The following is a 20,835-nucleotide window of genomic DNA, read 5'->3' on the forward strand; positions in this document are numbered from 1 at the left end:
TTGTTGCAAAAGCCCTACTTCTCCCCGGAACGTCCGGGCGGATCCGTCGGGCGATCATGAAACCGGCGGAGAAGGGAGCTGCTGCTTGAACCGCAGACGCCAAAGTCGGAAGAAGAATAAGCACGACCGCAAGGGTCATCTAGCCCTTAAAGTCGCCCAGCTTATTCTCTGGGTGATTTGGATGGTTTTCACCTCCGACAGAGGATAGGGGAAGGGTCTCCTGCCGTACTGCCAACCTGCTGGGGGCGGGCAGGAGACCCTGTCCCATAAAATCTAAACTGCAGGCGGAGAGCGCGAAGCCACTTTCGCGTTAGATCTCCACCGCCAGCGTAAATTTCTGCACCTGCAGTGCAAAATTTCACCCCCTGCCAGATTCACTTAGGCGTTGTTACTGCTGAGCGCTTCGCCAAGTGAACCGTCTCCCTGCACTTTGCTCAGCGACGCTCGCCCTCCATTACTTGCAGCCACGCTCACTCCTTCCATCCTTCGTTCGAGGCCCTTCTGCAAGCGCGCCGACGTACTGCAGGCGTCACGGAGCCCACCCGCGCGCCCGGGGTGTAGGAAGCCTGCTCCGAAGAACGCAGTGGTAATCAAGCCGCCTGGGTTCCTCCGAGCAAAGCGCGGGCTTCTGCGGCATAGCGCGGATCTCCACCGGCGCGTACGCGGGCACCCACCACCCCGAGCCCGTACACACCCCACCCGGTTCTGCGGATTACGCGGCCGTACCCGACGCAAGATCGCAGCTCATCGCCGTGTGGCGACAACCTCCTGCCGCTCCGCGTCCGGCACCCTCATGACGGGAAGGGAACAGAGGGACGCAAGGCCGATAACCCCAGCCGGCCGCGCGTGCCCGCCCTACCCTAGAGACACTGTGCCTCGGCGAGGGAGCGCGATGAGCAAGGCGACGGATGCCCCTACTTACCTTCGGATAGCCCAGGACATCCGCAGCCGCATCCTCCAGGGCGACCCGCCCGCCGGCGCCATGCTCCCCTCCGAAGCGACGCTCGCCCGCACGTACGGCGTCGCGCGAGGAACGGTCCGCCAGGCGGTGGCCGAGCTGGAACGTTCGGGGCTGGTGGCGAGCGAGGCCGGCCGGGGCCGGCGCGTCCTGGGCAGCGACCCGGCGACGGTCGTCCGCGCCGCGGCCACCCAGTACGAAACGATCGCCGAGACGCTCCGCAAGCGCATCGACAGCGGCGACCTCACAGCCGGCCGGCAACTCCCCGGTGAAGCGGCCATCGCGGAGGAGTTCGGGGTGTCGAAGGGTACGGCCCGCCAGGCGCTGCAGCTCCTGGCCAGCGAAGGGCTCATCGCGGCCGTGCTTGGTATGGGCCGCGTCGTCAAAGCACAAGCCAAAGGTGACACGTGACCGTATCCCAGACGCCCCCGATCCCCTTCACCACCCCCGAAGCCCTGGCGACCCTGCACGAGACCTGCGCGACCGCAGGACTGTCCGGCCGGGACGCCCGCCTGATCCACCTCGGCGAGAACGCCCTGTACGTCCTCCCCGCCGAGCACGTGGTCGTGAGGATCGCCCGCAGCGTCGAGGTACTGGACGACGTACGCAAGGAAGTAGCCGTCTCGGCCTGGCTCAACGACTCCGGCATACCAGCCGCCAGAACCACGTCCCACGACCAGCCCCTCATCGTCAGAGGCCACCCGGTCACGCTCTGGCACCTCATCCCTGACAGCGGCTCGCCCGCCACTCTCGACGACCTGGCCGGCGTCCTGCGCGAACTCCACAGCCTGACCGTCCCCGCCGACCTGGGCCTGCCGCCCCTCGACATCCTCAGCCGCGTCTCCGAACGCATCCACGCCGCCCCCGACCTCACCGACGAGGACCGGGACTTCCTCCTGGCACGGCGGCACGAGCTGCAAAGTGCGTACGACGCCCTGACCTTCCCCCTCACCCCCTGCGCCGTCCACGGCGACGCCCACAACGAGAACCTCATCAAGACCACCGACGGCACGGTCCTGCTCATCGACTTCGAACGCTTCGCCTTCGGCCCACCGGAAACGGACCTCGCCGTCACCGCTGACGAACACTCCGTCGGCTGGGGGACGCGCGCCGACTACGACCGGTTCGCCGAACGGTACGGCTTCGACGTCCTGGCCTGGGAGGGTTACCCGGTGCTCAGGGACATCAACGAGCTGAAGATGACGACCTGGCTCATGCAGAAGGTCAGCGAGAACGAAGCCATCGCGCAGGAGTTCCGCAACCGCATGCACTCACTGCGGAACCCCGACGCACCCCGGCGCTGGCGCGCTTTCTGAACGTCCTATAAGCGCTCGATTGGCGCGTCCGGAATACCGTGTACGCAGCGATCGACGCGAAGGTTGATTGTCATACCACTTCAGTACTGGATTTTCCTGCCCCGGCCTGCCCGTGTGCCGATTTCCCAGGTAGGGGCACTCCTGACACTGGCACGGATGCGCGCCGCTTCGCCGCATCCACTTCCTGCCATATCGCCGATATATGCCTTACCCGCATATTCGTAACCTCAGTTATACCCTCATCCCGATGAGTCTCGTCGGGATGAAAACGGATCAAGCCCGGAACCTGGCAGCCGCTGCCGAGGTCGCGGGCGGAGCGCTCATGGTCCAGGGCGCGGTGATCCGGCGGCTGCTTGAGCGCTGGAACGGCGACGTCAGCCGGGTGGCCTCATTTCCGACGCACGCTTCATGGGCGCAAGACCAGGCAAAAGATATCCGGCGCCGCGCAGGCCAGCTTGAGCAGGACCCGGAGAGCGACTGGGCGGACGCGGCGATGACCAAGCTCCTGAGATTTTGGGAGCGCCACAAAGCCGAAGTGCAGGCAGTGACCAAGCCGCTCAAGGTGATGTCGATCCTGAGCGGTGTGGATGCCGCTGTTCAACTACAGCAACGCTGGGTTCAAGCCAGAAATGTGGCCAGCGCCCGTGCCATCTATGAGGTCCGCCGCTACATGGGAGCCCTCCCCGGCAACCGCAAGCTCTCCGAGCTCATCTCGGAAATGCTCAAGGCGCGGAAAATCCAAGACCTCTACAAGCAGCCGTGGCAATGGCAGCAGACGCTGTCCGCCGCCTTGAAGCGCTGGAATCTCCCTGGCTCGGGCTTCTTCAAGAATCCTCCGGGGGTCGGCACTCTCGCACGTGTCACCCTCCCGGCGGCCGTCATCTCTGGTGCCAAAGAAGCGGTGGCGCCCACGCACGACGGTGCGCAGGGCTGGGTGGACCGCGGCATGGGCGCGCTCCAAGCGGGCGGTGCGATCGCGGTCATGGGTGGCGCCGGGATCGCCACCGCGCTCGGTGCGTCGGCAGCGGTAGCAGCCGCCGTACCCGTGGCCGGATGGGTTGCGCTCGGCGTAACCGGCGCCTATTTCCTCGGCAGTTGGGCCTGGGACAACTGGGGAGACACCATCAAGGCGGGCGCAGGAAAGGCCGTGCAAGGCGTTAAAGGTCTCATCGAGAAGATCAAGTTCTGGTGATCTGTTCTTGAGGTGCGGAGGCATCGTGACGTCAACTGAAGTTCCGCCTCGTGCGAGCAGCAACCGCCGCATCATTCCGCCCAGCGTGGACGCTCTGCTCGCGTTGGTGGCTGGGATACAAGCCAGCGAGCCGCTATACCCGACCCTCGCCTACTGGCCGGTCTTCATCGCAGCGCTGCTGACAATGTCCTTTTTCAACCATGTGCTCCTGACGATCGCGTTCGGCGGAAGCATCGGCAAGCTGCTGACCGGCCTGCGAACCATCCGTACGAGCGATCTGGAAAAGCCGACCATCGGCCAGGCAACCCGCCGATGGCTGTGGGGCTTCTATTACATCGCCTGCATCCCCATCATGATGCTCACCGGCACCGACATGGACCACCTGGACATCGCCGGCCTGCGGATCGTTCGGCGAGTCGACGTCCGACGCTTGAAAGGCTGATCGACGGTGGACGTACGCCTCGACATGGAACTGGACCAGTTCCGCACACAGATCAGCGAGGCCCTGGCCGACGGCGGCACACAATCACTAATCCGATTGACCGACGAAGAGCTCGCCGTCCTCGACCCCGAAGAGACCCTCATCCCCAAGCCTCACCTGGCCGCCATGGACGCCCAGCAGCGCGAATGGGCCATGGCCACCGCTCTACGATCCCTCGTCGCCCGCGAGACCATCGAAATCCACAACATCGAGGAACTCGCCGCCACCCTGCACGGCGCCCCGGAAGCCGCAGTGGACATGCGCATCAGAGTGGACGTCGACCTCGCACTCACCCTGCGCCGTACCGCGGACCGAGCCCTCGCCGTCAAACAGCACAGCGCCGCCGGCACCGCCTACGCCCACGTCCACATCCACGCCCCGAACCTGCTCCTCATCGAGCGCATCACGGCGGGCGGCATGCACCTGTTCACCCTGGCCGACAACGTGCCAGACGCAGTGAACCTCATACAGCCTCTGCTCGACCCGTTCGGCGTGGCCGACCGCAACGGCCCCATCATCACCCTGGATCCCACCGCCCTGGACCGCGAGCACGTCGGCCCGCTCGCCACAGTGATCGACAACGCTCAAATCGTCTGCGAACTCGTGCTCCTCAGCGACCCACCCGGCCCCATGATGACCACGTACGCCACCGACCGCGCAGTCTGGGCCGTGACCGTGGACAGACCGCACGCACCGACCGGCATCACCGCCAGGTCAGTCAGCCACACCGGCCTCTCGGCTTCCCTTGCCGACATGTTGAAAAACCGGAAAGCCGACCATGCCTGACCGCTTGAGCGAATGGCAGGCGGACATGCGCCTCATCGCCGAAGCCGCCGACGGCATCGAACGAACCCTGCAAGCAGTGGACGCCACCTGCGACACCAGCATCTGGGCCGGCCCCGCCGGCGACCGCTTCCGCGAAGAATGGGCCCAGCGACGCGCGGCCATCCGCGCAGCCCTCAACGACGTCAGAGCCCAGACACAGCAGATCACGGCGAGAGTGAAGCGCGAAGAAGAGCAACACCTCATGGGCAGCCCGAGCGGCCCACGCGCAAGCGCCTACTGAACAGCGATCATCCGCCTGTGGTTGCAGGCGTGCTGCCTCCTGCGGAGCACAGGAGCACTTACCCTCGAACCGACGGCTTCACCCCAGAGCCGAGGGCCTCCGATGCTGAAGTTCAGACAGCATTCTCGGCCGCTCGCTCTAGCATGGCCAAGGAGCTCCCCACGCACGTGGGGGTGACCCGGACGACTACCCCTGGCTGGCCCGGATCCGCGTGTTCTCCCCACGCACGTGGGGGGTGACCCGAAGCAGCAGATCTTGGAGAGGGCACTGATGGGGTGCTTTCACGCACGTGAGGCTGGTCACGGGCCAATCCCCTGTGGGCACCCCACACACCTTGATCGTTTGGGAACGTATTGGGAACGATCAACCGTAGTTCCCCGGTGTCAGCCGTGGACGGCCGGACAGAACGAGAGAGGCCCGTCACCGCGTTTCCGCTGGTGACGGGCCTCTTCCCGCTGGTGTGGCAGGTGCAAGGTTCGAACTTGCGTAGGCTGAGCCGACGGTTTTACAGACCGCTCCCTTTGGCCACTCGGGCAACCTGCCTTGTCTTCCGCTCTCGCGGCGACAGAAAGAAGGATAGCGGACTTCGGAGGTGTACGTGACACCGGTTTGTCCCAGAGCCGGATCTCATCTGGTCTAGACGGTCCGGACGCCGCCCCGAGCGGCCCCCGACGCCCTCGGCGGGGCGCCACAAAGCATCCCCGTCCGGCATCACACACCCACGCGGCCGGCCCCTCGCGGCCGGCCCCGCGCGACGCCGCGGAGCGCCCTCACGCGCCCCCGCGCCGGCACCCCGGCCAGGAGCACCAGGCCGGGCCGCAAACGGCCCGGGATCGGCGGTCAGGGCCAGAGGTGGGGAACGGGAGGGTCAGGGCGTACGGGAAGGTTCGCCGTACGACATGACCAAGGGGATGCGAACCTGCACGGCGGGCCGATGCTGGCTAGGCTCGTGCGCTGGGTCCGTACGTTCGAACGGCCGGGCCGGTTTCACCGCAGCTGAGAGGATGGGTGCTTTGGCCGATTCATCTTTCGACATCGTTAGCAAGATCGACCGGCAGGAGGTCGACAACGCGCTCAACCAGACGGTCAAGGAGCTGGGGCACCGCTTCGACTTCAAGGGTACCGGGGCGAGCATCGCCTGGTCCGGGCAGAACAACATCGAGCTCAAGGCCAACAGTGAAGAGCGCGTCAATGCGGCGTACGACGTGTTCAAGGAGAAGGTGATCAAGCGCGGGCTGTCGCTGAAGATCCTGGACGCGGGTGAGCCGAAGCTGTCCGGCAAGGAGTACCGCCTGCTGGTGAGCCTCAAGGAGGGCATCGACCAGGAGCACGCGAAGAAGATCTCCAAGATGATCCGCGACGAGGGTCCGAAGGGGGTCAAGGCGCAGATCCAGGGCGACGAGCTGCGGGTCAGCTCCAAGAAGAAGGACGACCTGCAGCAGGTCATCGCCATGCTCAAGAGCAAGGACCTGGACATCGCCCTGCAGTTCGTGAACTACCGCTGAGCCGGTCCGCGGGCATGCTGCGCCGGCTCGTACGATCGCGGAGAGCGTATTCGGGGCACGCGGCGACCCATCGCGCCGTGTGCCCCGAGCCGCCCCTTGGCTCTCGCGCGGCGTCCCGGGCCTTCGCATAACGATCCGGTAAGCGGTGCGTATGCTCCATAGACGTGGCGAAGATTCCCCTGCGCCGGTTCACGGCACGCGTGCTGCCCATCGATGAAGACGACCGCGTTCTCCTCCTGCACGGTCTCGATCCGGCCCAGCCGGACAAGCGGTTCTGGTTCACCATCGGCGGGGCGCGCGAGGACGGTGAGACGCTCCAGGAGGCGGCGGCGCGCGAGCTGTACGAGGAGATCGGCGTCAGGGCGCGGCCGGAGGAGTTCACGGGGCCGCACGCCGAGGCGCTGGTCGAGTTCGAGTGGAGCGAGTACGCCTTCACCCAGGATCAGGCGTTCTTCGCGATCCGGCTGGGCGGGCAGGCGGCCGTGTCGTTCGATCACATGGAGCAGATCGAGAAGGACACGACGCTCGGGCACCGCTGGTGGAGCGCCGAGGAGCTGGAGGCCACCGACGAGATCGTCTACCCCGAGGACCTCGCGGTGATCCTGCGGAAGATCACCGCGGGCCCGTAGAGGCGTCAGCGGCGGTAGCCCGCCATCCGCTCGAGGCGGGCCACCCGCTCGGAGGTGGGCGGGTGGGTGGAGAACAGGCGGCCGAAGCCGGAGCCGCTGAACGGGTTCGCGATCATCATGTGCGAGGCCGAGGTCAGGCGGCTGTTCTCGGGGAGCGGAAGGCGACGCGCGCCCATCTCGATCTTGCGGAGGGCGGAGGCCAGCGCGAGCGGGTCGCCGGTGAGCATGGCGCCCGATTCGTCCGCCTGGAACTCCCGCGTACGGGAGATCGCCATCTGCACCATGCCGGCCGCCACCGGCCCCAGCACCATCATCAGCAGCGCGCCGACGAAGCCCGGCCCCTCGTCGTCATCGGAGCCGCCGAAGAACACCGACACGTAGCTGAGCCAGGTGATCATCGTGGCGAGCGCGCCCGCCACCGAGGAGATCAGGATGTCGCGGTTGTAGACGTGGGACAGCTCGTGCCCGATCACGCCGCGCAGCTCGTCCTCGTTCAGCAGCTGGGTCAGCCCGTACGTGACGCACACGGCCGCCTTGCGCGGGTTTCTGCCGGTCGCGAACGCGTTGGGCTGCACCGTCGGCGAGATGTACAGCCGCGGCATCGGCTGCCTGGCCTGCGTGGACAGCTCGCGGACGATCCGGTAGAGGGTGGGCTGCTCGACCTCGCTGACCGGCCTGGCGCGCATCGCCGATAGAGCGATGCGGTCGGAGAAGAAGTACGCCACGCCGTTGCTCGCCAGGGCGAGCATGAGCGCGATCCGCACACCGGTGCCGCCGCCCAACCACGCGCCCACCGCGAGAATCAGCGCCGACATACCGCCGAGCAACACGGCGGTGCGCAGACCGTTGTGGTGCAAGGTCCCCCCCTTCATGGTCCGGGTTCCACCACGTCCAACGTCGATGACCCGGCTCTTCGTTCCCCAATGTGCTCACGCGGAGGCGCAGCGCGACGCGCCCGGGGCCGCCACGGCGAGGGCTCGGACAGGGCCCAGGTCAGGTCAGGGAGGCCATGTCGAGGACGAGCTGTGGCGCGAGCGAGAACAGCACGGCCGCCACCAGGGCCACGCCCATGGCGTACCAGGCGGTGGCGGGCCGTGAGAGCGGCGCCCGGCTGCCGGGGGCGAACAGGCGGGCGGCCCAGACGGCGTAGTAGTAGAGGCCGATCACGGTGTTGACGGCCATGACGAGCGCCAGCCACCCGGCGCCGCCGGCGACGATCTCGCGGAAGACGAACACCTTGGCGAACAGCCCGGCCAGCCCCGGCGGCAGCCCGGCCAGGCAGATCAGGCAGAACGCCAGCGCCAGCCCGGCCGCCGGGCGCCGGAACGCCAGGCCGCGGTAGTCGTCGAGCCCGGTCTTGGAGACGAGCATGACGACGGTGAACGCGCCGAGGTTCATGGCGGCGTAGATGACGAGGTACGCGATGGACGAGCGCACCGCGGCCATGCCCGTGACCGCGAGCGGCGCCAGGATGTAGCCGGACTGCGCGACCGAGGACCAGGCGAGCAGGCGTACGACGTTGCGCTGGCGCAGCGCGAGGAGGTTGCCCGCGGTCATGGTGAGCGCGGCCACGATGCCGGCGATCGGCGCCCAGGTGTCCGCCTGCCCGCCGAGCGCGGCGACCAGGACCAGGATCAGGCCCGCGAAACCGGACGCCTTGGAGATGACCGAGAGCAGCGCGGCGACCGGGAGGGGCGCGCCCTGGTAGACGTCGGCGGCCCACGAGTGGAACGGCACCGCGGCGATCTTGAACGCGAACCCGGCGACCACCAGCACCACGCCCACCGTCACGACCGCGGGCAGGCCCTCGGGGGCCCCTGGAGCCGCCACCTGGCCGCTGAACACTCCCGACAGGCGGGACAGGTAGACCGTGCCCGAGATGCCGTACAGGAGCGACACGCCGAACAGCATGATCGCGGTCGAGACCACCGAGACCACGAACAGCTTCACCGCCGCCTCCGAGGCGCGGCCGTCGTAGCGTTTGAGCGCGGTGAGGGCGAAGACGGGGAGCGAGACCAGCTCGAGCGCGACCACGAGCATGATCAGGTCGCGGGAGGCGGGCAGCGTGACCGAGCCGACGAGGGTGCAAAGGAGGAGGAAGTACCACTCGCCGATGGGGATGCCGCCTCCTGCCAGCTCGGCCATCGACATCAGCACGACCACCGCGGCGGCCACCAGCACCAGCCCGGCGAAGATCAGCGTGAACCCGTCGGCCACGAACGAGCACGTCGCCGCCGTGCCGCCGAGCCGCTGCGGCACGCAGAACGTCGACCTCGGGCCCGTCCCCGCCGCCTGGGCGACCACGAACCCGGCCGCGACCGCGATCCCCGCCAGCGCGAGCCCCCCGCTGAGCACCGGGCGGGCCGGCAGGAAGGCGTCGAGCAGCAGCACCAGGGCCGCCGACAGCGCGAGCGCCAGCGGGGGCGCGATCACGAAGTAGTCGATCTGCTGGATCATGACAGTGCTCCCAGCAGCGCCCGCACGGGGGGTGTGGTCAGGGAGAGCAGCAGGCCGGGCCAGAGGCCGAACAGCAGGGTGAGGACCACCAGCGGGGTCCAGGCCAGCCACTCGTTGGGCTTGACGTCGGTCGCCGCGCCGGGCGGGAGCACGGCCGTACGCTCCTCCGCGACGGCGACCACCGCACCGCCGCCTCCGCCTTCCTCCGCGACGGCGACCACCGCACCGCCGCCCGCGCCCGCCCCTGCCTCGGCTCCCGAACCGGTAGCGGGCTCGTCGCCGGTGACCGGCGGGGCGATCGGGCGTTCGTCCGGGACCGCGCCGGGCATCGGGCGGACGTCCGCGCCGGTCTCCACCGCGCGCGGCCGTCCGTGGGTGACGCGCGACAGCATGACCAGGAAGTACGCGGCCGTCAGGACTGCGCCCAGTCCCCCGATCACCATGTACGTGAGGAACAGCCCGCGCGGCAGCTCGCCGCCCGGCTGGAACGCCCCGAGCAGGGCCAGCATCTCGCCCCAGAACCCGGCCAGCCCCGGCAGCCCCAGCGAAGCGATCGCCGCGAACGTCAGCAGCGAGCCCAGCCTGGGCAGCCGCGCCAGCAGGCCTCCGCCCAGGGCGGGCATGTCGGCGGTGTGGTGGCGTTCCTTGATCGCGCCGGCCAGGAAGAACAGCAGGCCGGTGATGAGGCCGTGGGCGACGTTCGCGAAGAGCGCGCCGTTGACGCCGACCGGGGTGAGCGTGGCGAAGCCGAGCAGGACGAAGCCCATGTGGCCGATCGACGAGTACGCGATCATGCGTTTCAGGTCGCGCTGGGCCAGGCAGGCCAGGGCACCGTACACGACGCCGACCACCGCGAACGCCCCCAGCCACGGAGCCGCCGCCTCCGCGCCCTCGGGCAGGACGGGGATGGCGATGCGGGCGAAACCGTACGTGCCCATCTTCAGCAGCACGCCCGCGAGCAGCACCGACCCGACGGTGGGCGCCTCGGTGTGCGCGTCGGGCAGCCACGTGTGCAGCGGCCACATCGGCGTCTTCACCGCCAAGCCCGCCCCGATCGCCACGAACGCCAGGATCTGTACGGACCTCGACATCCCGGCCCCGTGAGAGGCGTTCAGCGCCACGATGTCCAGCGTGCCCGCCTGTGCCCACACCAGCAGCAGGCCGAGCAGCATGACGACCGAGCCGAGCAGCGTGTACAGGATGAACTTGATCGACGCCGTCCTGCGCCCGTCCCCACCCCAGATGCCGATGAGGAAGTACATCGGGATGAGGACGATCTCGAAGAAGACGAAGAACAGCAGCAGGTCGAGCGCCAGGAACGTGCCGATCATGCCGATCTCGAGCACGAGCAGCGTGAACACCAGCGCCCGCGGCCTGGCGTTCGCGAACTCGCGCGCGGTGCCCCGCCCCCCGCACAGATAGACGAAGCACAGGAACGTCAGCAGCGCCGTCAGCGTGATCAGCGGCAGCGAGATGCCGTCGACGCCGAGGTGGAACCGCATCCCCAGGCCCGGCACCCACGGCAGGTCCAGCTCGTACTGGATCGCGGCGGGACGCCCGTAGTCGAAGGCCGCCACGAGCACGAGGCTCGCGGCCAGCGTGACACCCGACAGGATCAGCCCGTACGGGCGGAGCACGGGATGCAGGGCGCGCGGCGCGACCAGCAGCAGGACGGCTCCCAGCAGCGGCACGGCCAGAAGGACGACCGGGATCCACGCCGTCATGTGAACACCACCGCCCCCACTGCGATCAGCAGGACCCCGGCCAGCAGGCCGCTCACGTAGAGCTGGACGTTGCCGTTCTGGGCCAGGCGCAACACCCCCGACAGGCCGCGGGCGGCCCTGCCCGACCCGCGTACCGCGCCGTCCACGACCGTGTCGTCCGTCCTGCTCACCCCGGTGGACAGGGCCAGGATCGGGCGGACGACCAGGGCCGCGTACCCGGTGTCGATGAAGAACGCGCGCTCGCACGGCGCCCGCAGCGGACCCAGGAGCCGGGCCGGGTCGGCGAGGGGGTCGCCGCGCCAGACCGCATAGACGACGCCCGCGCCCAGCACCGCGAGCACCACGCTGACGGCGGCCACGCCGAGCTCGACGTGCAGGTCACCCGCGAACCCCAGCAGCAGAGCCGGCACGGCCAGGACCGCTACGGGGACGAGCATCGTGCGCGGGGCCTCGCGGGCGGTGCCGGGCGTCTGGTGCTCCGTGGCTCTCGGCTCGCCGAAGAACACGCGCAGCCAGGCTCTGGTGGCGTACGCGCCGGTGACGGCCACGGTCGCGAGCGCGCACCCGTACAGCAGGAGCGCCGCCGCGTCGGTGAGGCCCTGGCCGGACAGAGTGCGGTCCATCGCGGACAGCAGGCCGTCCTTGCTGAAGAAACCGCTGGCCGGCGGGAGGCCCATCAGGGCGGCGAACCCGATCGTCATCGCCACGAACGTCACCGGCAGCTCCCTGCGCAGGCCGCCCATCCGCGTCATCAGGTTGGAGCCGGCGTGATGGATCACCACCCCCGCGCACAGGAACAGCAGCGCCTTGAACGCGCCGTGCGTCAGCAGATGAAAGACGGCCGCGGTGTCGGAGCCCGCCGCGAGACCGCCGGCCATGTAGGCGAGCTGGCTGACCGTGGAATAGGCGAGCACGCGCTTGAGGTCGTCCTGGGCGAGCGCGGCCAGCGCGGCGCCCAGCATGCCGAGGGCCGCGAGAACGGCGAGCACGTCGAGCGTGGGCCGCGCGGCCGCGAACGCCGGGAACAGCCTGGCCACGATGAAGATGCCGGCCGCGACCATCGTGGCGGCGTGGATCAGCGCGCTGATCGGGGTCGGGCCCGCCATGGCGTCCGGCAGCCACGTGTGCAGCGGCACCTGGGCGCTCTTGCCCGCGACGCCCGCCAGCAGCAGCATCGTGGCCGTCACCAGCGTCGCCGCGGACATCTCGGGCACCTTCGCCAGCACGTCCGCGATGCGGAAGCTCCCTGCCCCCATTCCCAGGACGAAGATGCCGAACAGGAAGCCGACGTCGCCCAGGCGGGTCACGAGGAACGCCTTCACCGCGGCGCGCGAGTTGCCGCGATCCTCCCACCAGTGGCCGATGAGGAGGTACGAGCAGAAGCCCATGATCTCCCAGCCCACATAGAGAACGAGGAGGTCGCCCGCGTAGACGACGAGGAGCATCGCACTGGTGAACAGGCTGACGAAGGCGCTGTAGGAGGGGTAGCGCGGGTCGCCTTTGAGGTAGCCGACCGAGTAGACCTGCACCGCCAGCGCCACGAGCGTCACCAGGACGCCCAGGACGGCGGAGAGCGCGCCGGCCTGCAGCGACAGGGAGATCGGGACGCCGCCGGTGACGATCGTGCCGTAGGTCTGGCCTGTGGGTGGCGGGTGCTGGGCCCCCGTGAAGTAGGCGAAGCCCGGCGTCCACGCCAGCCAGACGGCCAGGACGGCCGAGGCCGCAGTCGGGACGACGGCGATCCACGCCGCCCTCCGAGCGCCAACGAGATCCGCCGCACCGGAGCCGGCCGTGTCGGAGCCCGCCACACCGGAACCGGCCGCACCAGAGCCCGCCACACCGGAACCGGCCGTGTCGATGGTTCCGGTGGTGCCGGCCGTGTCGACCACGTGGGCCGCGCGTGCGCTGCCTGTGGAGCCCGCCGGTGGCCTGCCGGGCCGCCAACGGGAGAGCAACAGACCGGCCGCCGCAGCGACGAACGGCAGAACCACGGCCAGCAACGGGAAGTGCGTCATCGATCACCACCGCCTCGGTTGACGCGGTGCTCGGAGTCCTCCGGGAGGCGCTCGGGAGACTGATCCTGCAGGCCCCGCTCGACAGGCTGATCCGCCCGTGCACCGCGCTCGGCAGACTGATCCGCCTGCGCGCCGCGCTCGACAGGCTGAACCGGCTGCGCGCCGCGCTCGGCAAGCTGGTCCGCCTGCGCGCCGCGCTCGACGGGATGAGCCGGCTGGTCGTCAGAAGCACCGCTCGGCTTATCGGACGCCTTCGCAACATCGGGTCGCCGGGAAACCACGCCCGGCGCCGAAGCCGGCGCGGACTCCGGTCGCGGAGAAGAGCCGGCGGACCCGGACGGCGTTTCTGCGGGGTCGAGGGCCGCTGAGCTCGTAGGCGTGCCGGTGGGGTCGAGGACGGGTTCGGTGAGGGCGCGGAGGCGGTCGATGTCGATGGTCTGGCGGTTGCGGAAGAGCGCCAGGACGATCGCCAGGCCCAGGCCCACCTCGGCGGCGGCGATGACGATGACGAAGAGGGTCAGCACCTGCCCGCTGTGCAGACGGTCGCCCAGCCACACGTCGAACGCCACCAGATTGAGATTGACCGCGTTGAGCATCAGCTCGACCGACATCAGCACGAGGATCGTGTTACGCCGTGCGAGCACGCCGTAGACGCCGATGGAGAACAGAAGTGCGGAGACGACCGCCGGGTAGACGATGTGCACTATTGCCTCCCGGTCTCGTCGGGAGGTTGGCTCCGGGTCTGGTCGGGAGACGCGCCGCCAGCGGTACCGTCGGCCGACGACGGCTCTGCGCTCCCATCAGGCGGCGAGGCAGCCTGACCGGGCCGTGAGGCGGCCTGGTCGGGCGATGAGGCAATCTGGGCAGGCGGTGAAGCGGCCTCAGCACGCGGCGAGGCGGCCTGGCCACGAGGTGAACCCGCCTCACCCGGCGGCGAGGCGACTTGGTCGGGCGGTGAAGCAGCCTCAGCACGCGGCGAGGCGGCCTGGCCACGAGGTGGACCCGCCTCACCCGGCGGCGAGGCGACCTGGTCGGGCGGTGAAGCAGCTGGGGGCTCGCCCGGGGGCGGCGTGCTGTGTGGGTTGAGGCGCGCCGTGCCGGAAGCGCCCCCGTCCGGTCGCTCACCCGATATGCCGCCCGAGGCGGGTACGGGGCCGCGGATGTCGGTGCGGGAGAGGACGATCGCGCCGATCAGGGCGGCCAGCAGCAAGACGGACAGCGCCTCGAAGGGCAGGACCCACGTGGCGAAGATGCCGGCGCCGAGCTCTCCTGCCGCGCCGGAGCCCGGGGTGAGGGGTGTGTACGCCGTACGGAAACCATCGATCACGACCGTGACGAGGATCGCCGCGGTCGCCACGGCCACCACGGCGGCGACCACCTTATTGCCGCTGTCGAGGTCGGCCGAGCGGCCGATGGGCGCCCGGGTGAGCATGAGGCCGAACAGCAGGAGCACGATGATCGCGCCCACGTAGATGAGCACCTGGACCCAGGCCACGAACTCGGCCGTGAGCACAAGGTAGCCCCCCGCGAGCGCGCCGAAGCACACCACCAGCCACAGGGCCGCGTGGACGATTTGCCTGGTCATGACGACGAGCAGCGCCGATCCAACCGCTACCGCTCCCAGCAGCAAGAAGACGATCTCTTGCCCGGTGGGTGACAGGTAGGAGGGCACCGCCTCGGTCACGACTCCTCCTCGGACTCCCTCGGCTCGTCAGGACCGAGCCGCCCTGGGGGCCTGATGGACCGTGGATCGGCCATCCTGCGCCGGCGGGGGCTCGCGGCAGCAGTCTGCCCTGGCTGATCGGGCTTCGGCGGCGGCTCGCCCTCGGCTGTGGACAACTTGCCTGGAGGTGGGTCGCCTGTGGATGAAGCCCCGTCTTGATCTTGCGTTACGGGCTTGTCTTGGGTTGTGAGGTTGTCGCCTTGAGCTGTGTCGTTGTCCTGAGTTGTGTCGTTGCTCTGAGTTGTGTCGTTGTCCTGGGCTGTGTCGTTGTTCTGAGCTGTGTCGTTGTCTCGAACGGCCTCGTTGTCCCGAGCGGGGGCTTCCTTCACCTCTTCGGCGGGTGCCTGGGGCCGGGTGACGGCAGGGGTGTCCGGAGTCGGCAGGGAACCCGGAGGGCGGATGCCCCGTACGTTCGTCATCACACGGCGAGCACGGCCGCCCGGACGGGACGGCCTGGTCGCGGGGCCCGGCTCGGCGGACGGGGCGCCCTGGGCGGTTCCGGCGCCGGACGCCGGCGTGACGTCCCCACCTGCGCCGGACAGGGGCCTCGTCTCCCCGGAAGCGCCGGACGGGGAGCTGGTTTCCCCCGTGGCGCCGGACGGCGGCGTCCCGGCCTGGTCACCGGAGGACGGCGGTGTGGTCCCCTGGCCGGCGCCGGGCGGCACCGCTCCCGTCCCGGTGCCGGACGTCGGCACACCCCTCTGCCCGGTTCCGGACCTCGGCACGGCACCCTGCTGGGCCCCGGAGGTCGGCGCGGCACCCTGCTCGGTCCCGGACGTCGGCGCGGCACCCTGCTCGGTCCCAGACGTCGGCTTGGCGCCCTGGCCGGCGCCGGGCGCCGGAATGGTTCCCAGGCTCGTTGCCGCTGCCTGGTCCGTACCGGAGGCACCACGTGGCCGGGCCGCGGGCTGGTCGCCGGCCGGGCGGGGACGGGGCGTGCGGGCGGGGCGGCGGGCGGCCGTCAGCTCCTTGGGCGGTTCGGCGCCGGGGTCGTGGGCGGGCGGCGGAGGGACGGTCTGCACCCAGGCGCCCAGTCGCTCCTTCTCGTGGAGAAGGTCACGGATGTCGCCTTCGGCGTACTCGAACTCCGGAGACCAGAAGAGCGCGTCGAACGGGCAGACCTCGATGCAGATGCCGCAGTACATGCACAGCGAGAAGTCGATCGCGAAGCGGTCGAGGACGTTGCGCTGCCTGGGGCGGCCGCCCTCGGGGGCCGGGATCGTCTCCTTGTGCGAATCGATGTAGATGCACCAGTCGGGGCACTCCCGGGCGCAGAGCATGCAGGAGGTGCAGTTCTCCTCGACCAGCGCGATGACCCCGCGGCTCCGGGGCGGCAGGGCGGGCTTGACCTCGGGATATTGCTGCGTAACCGACTTACGCAGCATGTGGCGAAGGGTGATGGACAACCCCTTCACCAGTCCCACTCCCGGCATCCGCCCCATGTTCAACATCATGGCGCACTTGGGGGCCGACGTGAATGCGGGAGCCGGTTGTCCCCAGGTTTTCCACAGCTATCCACAGACTGGGGGCCAGTTATCCACAGACTGTGTGCATGCCCGGAATGAACCGATGGCAGGGCGATAGTCTCTCGGCCATGCACAGCGATCCGACCCGGCCGAGTGGCCTGCGATGGGCGGCCGCCATTGTGTGGGCCTGCCTGCCGCTGGTCACCTGCGGCGTCGCGACCCCGGTCACGATGGGGATCGCGGCGATCTGGCTGCGCAACGTCTGGCATGGCCTCGCGGCCTGCGTGTACGCGGCCGGCATCGGGTCGTTCGTGCTGACCGCGCTCACATACGAGTACGAGGACGCTCCCACGGAGCTGTCCGTGCTCGTCACCCTCGGGCTGGTGGTCAGCTGGATCGGCGGGACCATCCACTCGGGGATCCTGGTGCCGTTCATGGTCAAGGCGCGGCTGGCCCCCGCCCCACCGGTCCATGCTCCGCTGCCGTCCGCCGACGTACGGCACCACCCCGCCGAGATGCGGCACACACCGCCCCCCGACATGCGGAACACCCCTCCCGACGTGCGGCAACGCACCACCGCACCCTCCCAGCGGCGGCCGCCTGGGCAGCCGGAGTGGATCGGGCACTACCGCGTGCTGCGCCGGCTCGGGCGCGGCGGGCAGGGGGCCGTCTACCTCGCCATGGCGCCCAACGGGACACAGGTGGCGGTGAAGGTGCTGCACGACCTGGTGGACGAGGTGGCCAGGGCGCGGTTCGCGCGGGAGGTCGAGTCGGCGCGGCGAGTCGCGACGTTCTCCACAGCCCGGGTGCTCGACGTGAACATCGGGGGGCAGCACGCGTACATCGTCAGCGAGTACGTGGACGGGCCCTCGCTGGAGCAGCTCGTCAGGACGCACGGACCCAGGGACGAGGACAGCCTGACACGGCTGGCTTTATCCACAGCCGGGGCGCTGGCGGCCATCCACAAGGCCGGGGTCGTGCACCGGGACTTCAAGCCGAGCAACGTGCTGATCGGGAACGACGGGCCGCGCGTCATCGACTTCGGCATCGCACGGGCGCTCGACCAAATGACGATGACCTCGGGAAAGATGGTGGGCACTCCGCCGTACATGTCGCCCGAGCAGCTCAAGGGCGAGCCTGTGGGGCCGCCGTCCGACGTGTTCAGCTGGGCGGTGACGATGGTGTTCGCGGCGACCGGGCGGCCGGCGTTCGGGGAGGACACGGTGCCTGCCGTGTTCAACCGGGTGCTCAATCACGAGCCCGATCTGTCGGCGGTGCCGCCTTCCTTACGCGGCATCGTGGGCGCCTGCCTCAGCAAGCAGCCTGTGGATCGTCCGTCCGCATCGGACGTGATGCTGTCGATCGTGCGCTGAGCTCCGGCGGTCCGCGGCCCTCGTGAGAGCTCAAGCGGCCGTTGTCGGTGGAGCTCTGGCCGTCCGGCCAGGCGCCACTGGTGGCGGGGACGGGAGGGTTGCGGAGCGCTCAGCAACGGGCGGGGCCTCGGCGATCGCGACGGCCCCGAGGCACGGCTACTGCGGGAATCGCGGAGGGGATGGGGCTACGAGCTTCCGGCGATCGCGACGGCCCCCAAGGGCACGGCGACTACGGGAATCGCGGAGGGAGTGGGGCTACGAGCTTCCGGCGATCGCGAACGGGACGCGGGCTGCGAAGATGTGTCGGCTGCAACGGCGCGAGGGTCGCGGGAACCACAGGTCACAACAGCACAGCGATCGCGGAACCCACAGGTCACAACGGTGCTGCGGTCGCGGGAACCGCGGGTCGCGAGGGTGCGACGGTCACGGCCTTGAGGCGGCAGAGCCGTGCGAACGCAGGGGCGGCGGTGCAGAGTCGCGCGGATGCCGAGTCGCGCGGATGCGGAGTCGCACGGATACAGGCCGCACGGATACAGGCCGCACGGATACAGGCCACACGGGTGCAGGGCCACAGCAGGTGCGGCTGTAAGGGCGCAGCCCCCGGTGCACCTCGCAGCTACGCAGGGGCCACGGGGGCACAGTTGCCGGTGTGGTTCGTGCTTTGCAGCTCACGTAGCGGTCGCGGGGGGCGGTCGAGGTTGCGTTAGGCGAGGCGGTCGTGGACTGCTTTCGGGTCGTACGCGGTCAGCGTCGCGTGGGGCGGAGGGCGGGCGGTGTCAGGTGAGGACCTTGACGAGGCCGGTGAGGGCGAGCTGGACGAGGGCCAGGGGGACGAGGACGGCCCAGGCGAGCTTCTGGAGCTGGTCTTCGCGGAGCCGGGGGAAGGTGACGCGGAGCCAGATGACGACGAACGACAGGAAGAAGACCTTGGCCAGCGTCCAGATCCAGCCGGGCAGGAAGGGGCCCTGCCAGCCGCCGAGGAAGAGCACGGTGGTCAGGAACGACAGGACGACGATGCCGACGTACTCGGTGAGCATGAAGAGCGCGAAGCGCATGCCGGTGTACTCGGTCATCGGGCCCATGATGATCTCGGATTCGGCGATGGGCATGTCGAACGGCGGGCGGCGCAGCTCGGCCAGACCGGCGAGGAAGAAGACGACGCCGCCGATGGCCTGCCAGGGCAGCCACCACCACTGCCAGGCTTCGACGATCCCGGGGAGTGACAGGGTGCCCGCCGCCATGGCGACCGAGGAGGCGGCGAGGACGAGGGGCAGCTCGTACGACATGAGCTGCGCCGCGGAGCGCATGCCGCCGAGCACCGAGTATTTGTTGGCCGACGCCCAGCCGGCCATGATCGAGCCGAGCACGCCGACGCCCATGACGGCGAGGACGAAGAACAGGCCGAGGTCGAGGTGGACGGCCACGAGGCCGCGGTCGAGCGGGATGACGATCAGGACGACGAGGTACGGGATGAGCGCCACGCCTGGGGCGATCATGAAGATACGGCGGTCGGCCGCGGCCGGGATGACGTCCTCCTTCTGGGCGAACTTGACGCCGTCGGCGATGAGCTGCGCCCAGCCGTGGAAGCGTCCCGCGTACATGGGGCCGAGCCTCGACTGCATGTGGGCCATGACCTTGTGCTCCGTCTGACCGACGATCAGCGGCAGCACCAGGAACACGACGAGGATGACGGCGAAGCTCAGCACCACGTCAAGCATCAGGAGGCCCCCAGTCGGCTGGAACTCCGGGCGGAAGGGTCTTGCGGCGGCTCGGGGCGCCGTGTCCTGACTCGCCGGGCTCCTTGGCACCGGGCCAGGGCTTGGCGACGCGGGCGGCGAGGATGAAGTCCTTGCGCAGCGGGTGGCCTTCGAAGCCGTCGGGCAGCAGCAGCGGGACGAGGTTGGGGTGGCCGTCGAAGATCACGCCGAACATCTCGTACGTCTCGCGTTCGTGCCAGTTCGCGCCCCGGTAGATGGGCACGGCGGTGGGGAGGTGGGGGTTGTCGCGCGGTACGCGGGTGCGCAGCAGCAGCCTGCTGCCGGCGCTCGGGCAGTAGACGTGGGCCACGACCGCGAACGCGTCCGGCGGCTCATCGACGCCGGTCAGCCAGTCGAAGAAGGCGTAGTCGAGGGTGTCGCGGACGAAGCGGAGGAGGTCCGTCCAGCCGGACGGCTCCACGTCCACCGTCGTGTCGCCGTAGGACTCCGTGACCTGGACGCGGTCGCCGAAATGGTCCGCAAGCCGGGCGGCGTGGTCGGCGTTCACGCCTGCTCCCCGCTCGCGGGCGGCTCGTCCGCGTGGGGGCGCGACCAGACGTAGCGGTCGGTCAGCTTCTCGCCGGCGATCTTCTCCTGGAGCTTGGTGATGCCGTACAGCAGGGACTCGGGGCGCGGCGGGCAGCCCGGGACGTAGACGTCGACGGGGATGATCTGGTCGACGCCGTTCGTGACGCAGTAGGAGTCCCAGTACGGGCCGCCGCTGTTGGAGCAGGCGCCGAACGAGATGACGTACTTGGGGTCGGGCATCTGCTCGTAGAGGCGCTTGACCGCCGGGGCCATCTTGTCGGTGACCGTGCCGGAGACGATCATCAGGTCGGCCTGGCGCGGGCCGTTCGCGAACGGGATCACGCCGAACCGGATGAAGTCGTGGCGGCTGGTGGAGGCCGCGATGAACTCGATGGCGCAGCAGGCCAGCCCGAAGTTGAACACCCACAGCGAGTAGCGGCGGCCCCAGTTGAGGATGAAGCGCATCGGCTTCGGCGCCAATCGCGAGACCGGGCCCACTGTGGGCATCGGGAGGTCCGTTGCTGCCATATGGCCATTCTTGCGCGGATCAGGAGGGAGGCAAAGAAAGGTGGGCGGGGTGCCGGTGCGGCCAGGGCAGCGCGGGGGCCGCAGGAAGTGGGAACCGAAGCGCGGGTGGGGGCGCGG

The 20,835-nt window shown here is 69.4% G+C and carries 18 protein-coding genes, 1 tRNA gene and 1 pseudogene; 9 read left to right on the top strand and 11 right to left on the bottom strand.

Annotated features, from left to right (window positions below):
- The first annotated feature begins 892 nt into the window (after nt 1-892).
- From ACGFIM_RS15085 to ACGFIM_RS15110, 6 genes are all read left to right on the top strand, one after another.
- Nucleotides 893-1,369 carry a GntR family transcriptional regulator gene (locus ACGFIM_RS15085; protein WP_393200302.1) on the top strand — a complete coding sequence of 159 codons (477 nt, stop codon included), beginning with the start codon at nt 893-895 and terminating at the stop codon, nt 1,367-1,369.
- On the top strand, nt 1,366-2,274 hold the full coding sequence (locus tag ACGFIM_RS15090) for a phosphotransferase (RefSeq protein ID WP_393200304.1): 909 nt from the start codon (nt 1,366-1,368) through the stop codon (nt 2,272-2,274). The genes ACGFIM_RS15085 and ACGFIM_RS15090 overlap by 4 nt, the downstream gene beginning before the upstream one ends.
- Nucleotides 2,275-2,521: 247 nt before the next feature.
- On the top strand, nt 2,522-3,466 hold the full coding sequence (locus ACGFIM_RS15095; RefSeq protein ID WP_393200306.1) for a hypothetical protein: 945 nt from the start codon (nt 2,522-2,524) through the stop codon (nt 3,464-3,466).
- An 85-nt stretch (nt 3,467-3,551) separates the two neighbouring features.
- A complete protein-coding gene (locus ACGFIM_RS15100; protein WP_393200308.1) occupies nt 3,552-3,908 on the top strand; it encodes an RDD family protein in 357 nt (118 codons plus the stop codon).
- A 6-nt stretch (nt 3,909-3,914) separates the two neighbouring features.
- Nucleotides 3,915-4,733, top strand: a complete 819-nt coding sequence (locus tag ACGFIM_RS15105; protein WP_393200310.1) for a hypothetical protein — start codon at nt 3,915-3,917, stop codon at nt 4,731-4,733.
- A 4-nt stretch (nt 4,734-4,737) separates the two neighbouring features.
- Nucleotides 4,738-5,013: a hypothetical protein gene (locus ACGFIM_RS15110; RefSeq protein ID WP_393200312.1), complete on the top strand. Its 276-nt coding sequence runs from the start codon at nt 4,738-4,740 to the stop codon at nt 5,011-5,013.
- 461 nt (nt 5,014-5,474) lie between these two features.
- Here the strand turns inward: ACGFIM_RS15110 and ACGFIM_RS15115 are convergent.
- Nucleotides 5,475-5,556, bottom strand: a tRNA-Tyr gene (locus ACGFIM_RS15115).
- 461 nt (nt 5,557-6,017) lie between these two features.
- On the opposite strand from ACGFIM_RS15115, the gene ACGFIM_RS15120 reads away from it, so the two are divergent.
- Nucleotides 6,018-6,518 carry a YajQ family cyclic di-GMP-binding protein gene (locus ACGFIM_RS15120; protein WP_393200314.1) on the top strand — a complete coding sequence of 167 codons (501 nt, stop codon included), beginning with the start codon at nt 6,018-6,020 and terminating at the stop codon, nt 6,516-6,518.
- Between the two features lie 164 nt (nt 6,519-6,682).
- Nucleotides 6,683-7,147, top strand: a complete 465-nt coding sequence (locus tag ACGFIM_RS15125) for an NUDIX hydrolase (protein ID WP_393200316.1) — start codon at nt 6,683-6,685, stop codon at nt 7,145-7,147.
- 5 nt (nt 7,148-7,152) lie between these two features.
- Here the strand turns inward: ACGFIM_RS15125 and htpX are convergent, their stop codons facing one another.
- The 7 genes and pseudogenes from htpX to ACGFIM_RS15160 all read right to left on the bottom strand — a co-directional run bounded on the left by htpX (nt 7,153) and on the right by ACGFIM_RS15160 (nt 16,451).
- Entirely contained in the window at nt 7,153-8,004 is an 852-nt protein-coding gene (gene htpX, locus ACGFIM_RS15130; protein ID WP_393200318.1) for a zinc metalloprotease HtpX, read from the bottom strand.
- Nucleotides 8,005-8,140: 136 nt separating this feature from the next.
- The gene (locus ACGFIM_RS15135) at nt 8,141-9,604 is read right to left on the bottom strand and encodes an NADH-quinone oxidoreductase subunit N (protein ID WP_393200320.1); all 1,464 of its coding nucleotides are present in this window, start codon (nt 9,602-9,604) and stop codon (nt 8,141-8,143) included.
- Nucleotides 9,601-11,328, bottom strand: coding sequence for a NuoM family protein (locus tag ACGFIM_RS15140; protein WP_393200322.1), 1,728 nt, complete (start codon nt 11,326-11,328; stop codon nt 9,601-9,603). The genes ACGFIM_RS15135 and ACGFIM_RS15140 overlap by 4 nt, the downstream gene beginning before the upstream one ends.
- Nucleotides 11,325-13,217 carry an NADH-quinone oxidoreductase subunit L gene (locus ACGFIM_RS15145; protein WP_393200324.1) on the bottom strand — a complete coding sequence of 631 codons (1,893 nt, stop codon included), beginning with the start codon at nt 13,215-13,217 and terminating at the stop codon, nt 11,325-11,327. Before ACGFIM_RS15145 ends, ACGFIM_RS15140 begins: the two co-directional genes overlap by 4 nt.
- Nucleotides 13,218-13,750: 533 nt before the next feature.
- Nucleotides 13,751-14,047 (bottom strand): annotated as a pseudogene (gene nuoK, locus ACGFIM_RS15150) (NADH-quinone oxidoreductase subunit NuoK); the annotation flags it as partial.
- The gene (locus tag ACGFIM_RS15155) at nt 14,047-15,027 is read right to left on the bottom strand and encodes an NADH-quinone oxidoreductase subunit J (protein WP_393200326.1); all 981 of its coding nucleotides are present in this window, start codon (nt 15,025-15,027) and stop codon (nt 14,047-14,049) included. The pseudogene nuoK and the gene ACGFIM_RS15155, both read right to left, overlap by 1 nt.
- The gene (locus ACGFIM_RS15160) at nt 15,024-16,451 is read right to left on the bottom strand and encodes a 4Fe-4S binding protein (protein ID WP_393200328.1); all 1,428 of its coding nucleotides are present in this window, start codon (nt 16,449-16,451) and stop codon (nt 15,024-15,026) included. Before ACGFIM_RS15160 ends, ACGFIM_RS15155 begins: the two co-directional genes overlap by 4 nt.
- A 209-nt stretch (nt 16,452-16,660) precedes the next feature.
- On the opposite strand from ACGFIM_RS15160, the gene ACGFIM_RS15165 reads away from it, so the two are divergent.
- Nucleotides 16,661-17,905, top strand: a complete 1,245-nt coding sequence (locus tag ACGFIM_RS15165; RefSeq protein ID WP_393200330.1) for a serine/threonine-protein kinase — start codon at nt 16,661-16,663, stop codon at nt 17,903-17,905.
- A gap of 776 nt (nt 17,906-18,681) precedes the next feature.
- On the opposite strand, the gene nuoH is transcribed toward ACGFIM_RS15165, so the two are convergent.
- Genes nuoH through ACGFIM_RS15180 form a run of 3 tightly spaced genes read right to left on the bottom strand, consistent with a single transcriptional unit; the run spans nt 18,682 to nt 20,697 of the window.
- Nucleotides 18,682-19,623: an NADH-quinone oxidoreductase subunit NuoH gene (gene nuoH, locus ACGFIM_RS15170; protein WP_393200332.1), complete on the bottom strand. Its 942-nt coding sequence runs from the start codon at nt 19,621-19,623 to the stop codon at nt 18,682-18,684.
- Nucleotides 19,616-20,170, bottom strand: a complete 555-nt coding sequence (locus ACGFIM_RS15175; protein ID WP_393200334.1) for an NADH-quinone oxidoreductase subunit C — start codon at nt 20,168-20,170, stop codon at nt 19,616-19,618. Before ACGFIM_RS15175 ends, nuoH begins: the two co-directional genes overlap by 8 nt.
- Nucleotides 20,167-20,697, bottom strand: coding sequence for an NADH-quinone oxidoreductase subunit B (locus ACGFIM_RS15180; RefSeq protein WP_393200336.1), 531 nt, complete (start codon nt 20,695-20,697; stop codon nt 20,167-20,169). The genes ACGFIM_RS15175 and ACGFIM_RS15180 overlap by 4 nt, the downstream gene beginning before the upstream one ends.
- Nucleotides 20,698-20,835: the final 138 nt, after the last annotated feature.

This window comes from Nonomuraea sp. NPDC049309 (assembly GCF_043196965.1).
GTDB classification, from domain to species: domain Bacteria; phylum Actinomycetota; class Actinomycetes; order Streptosporangiales; family Streptosporangiaceae; genus Nonomuraea; species Nonomuraea fastidiosa.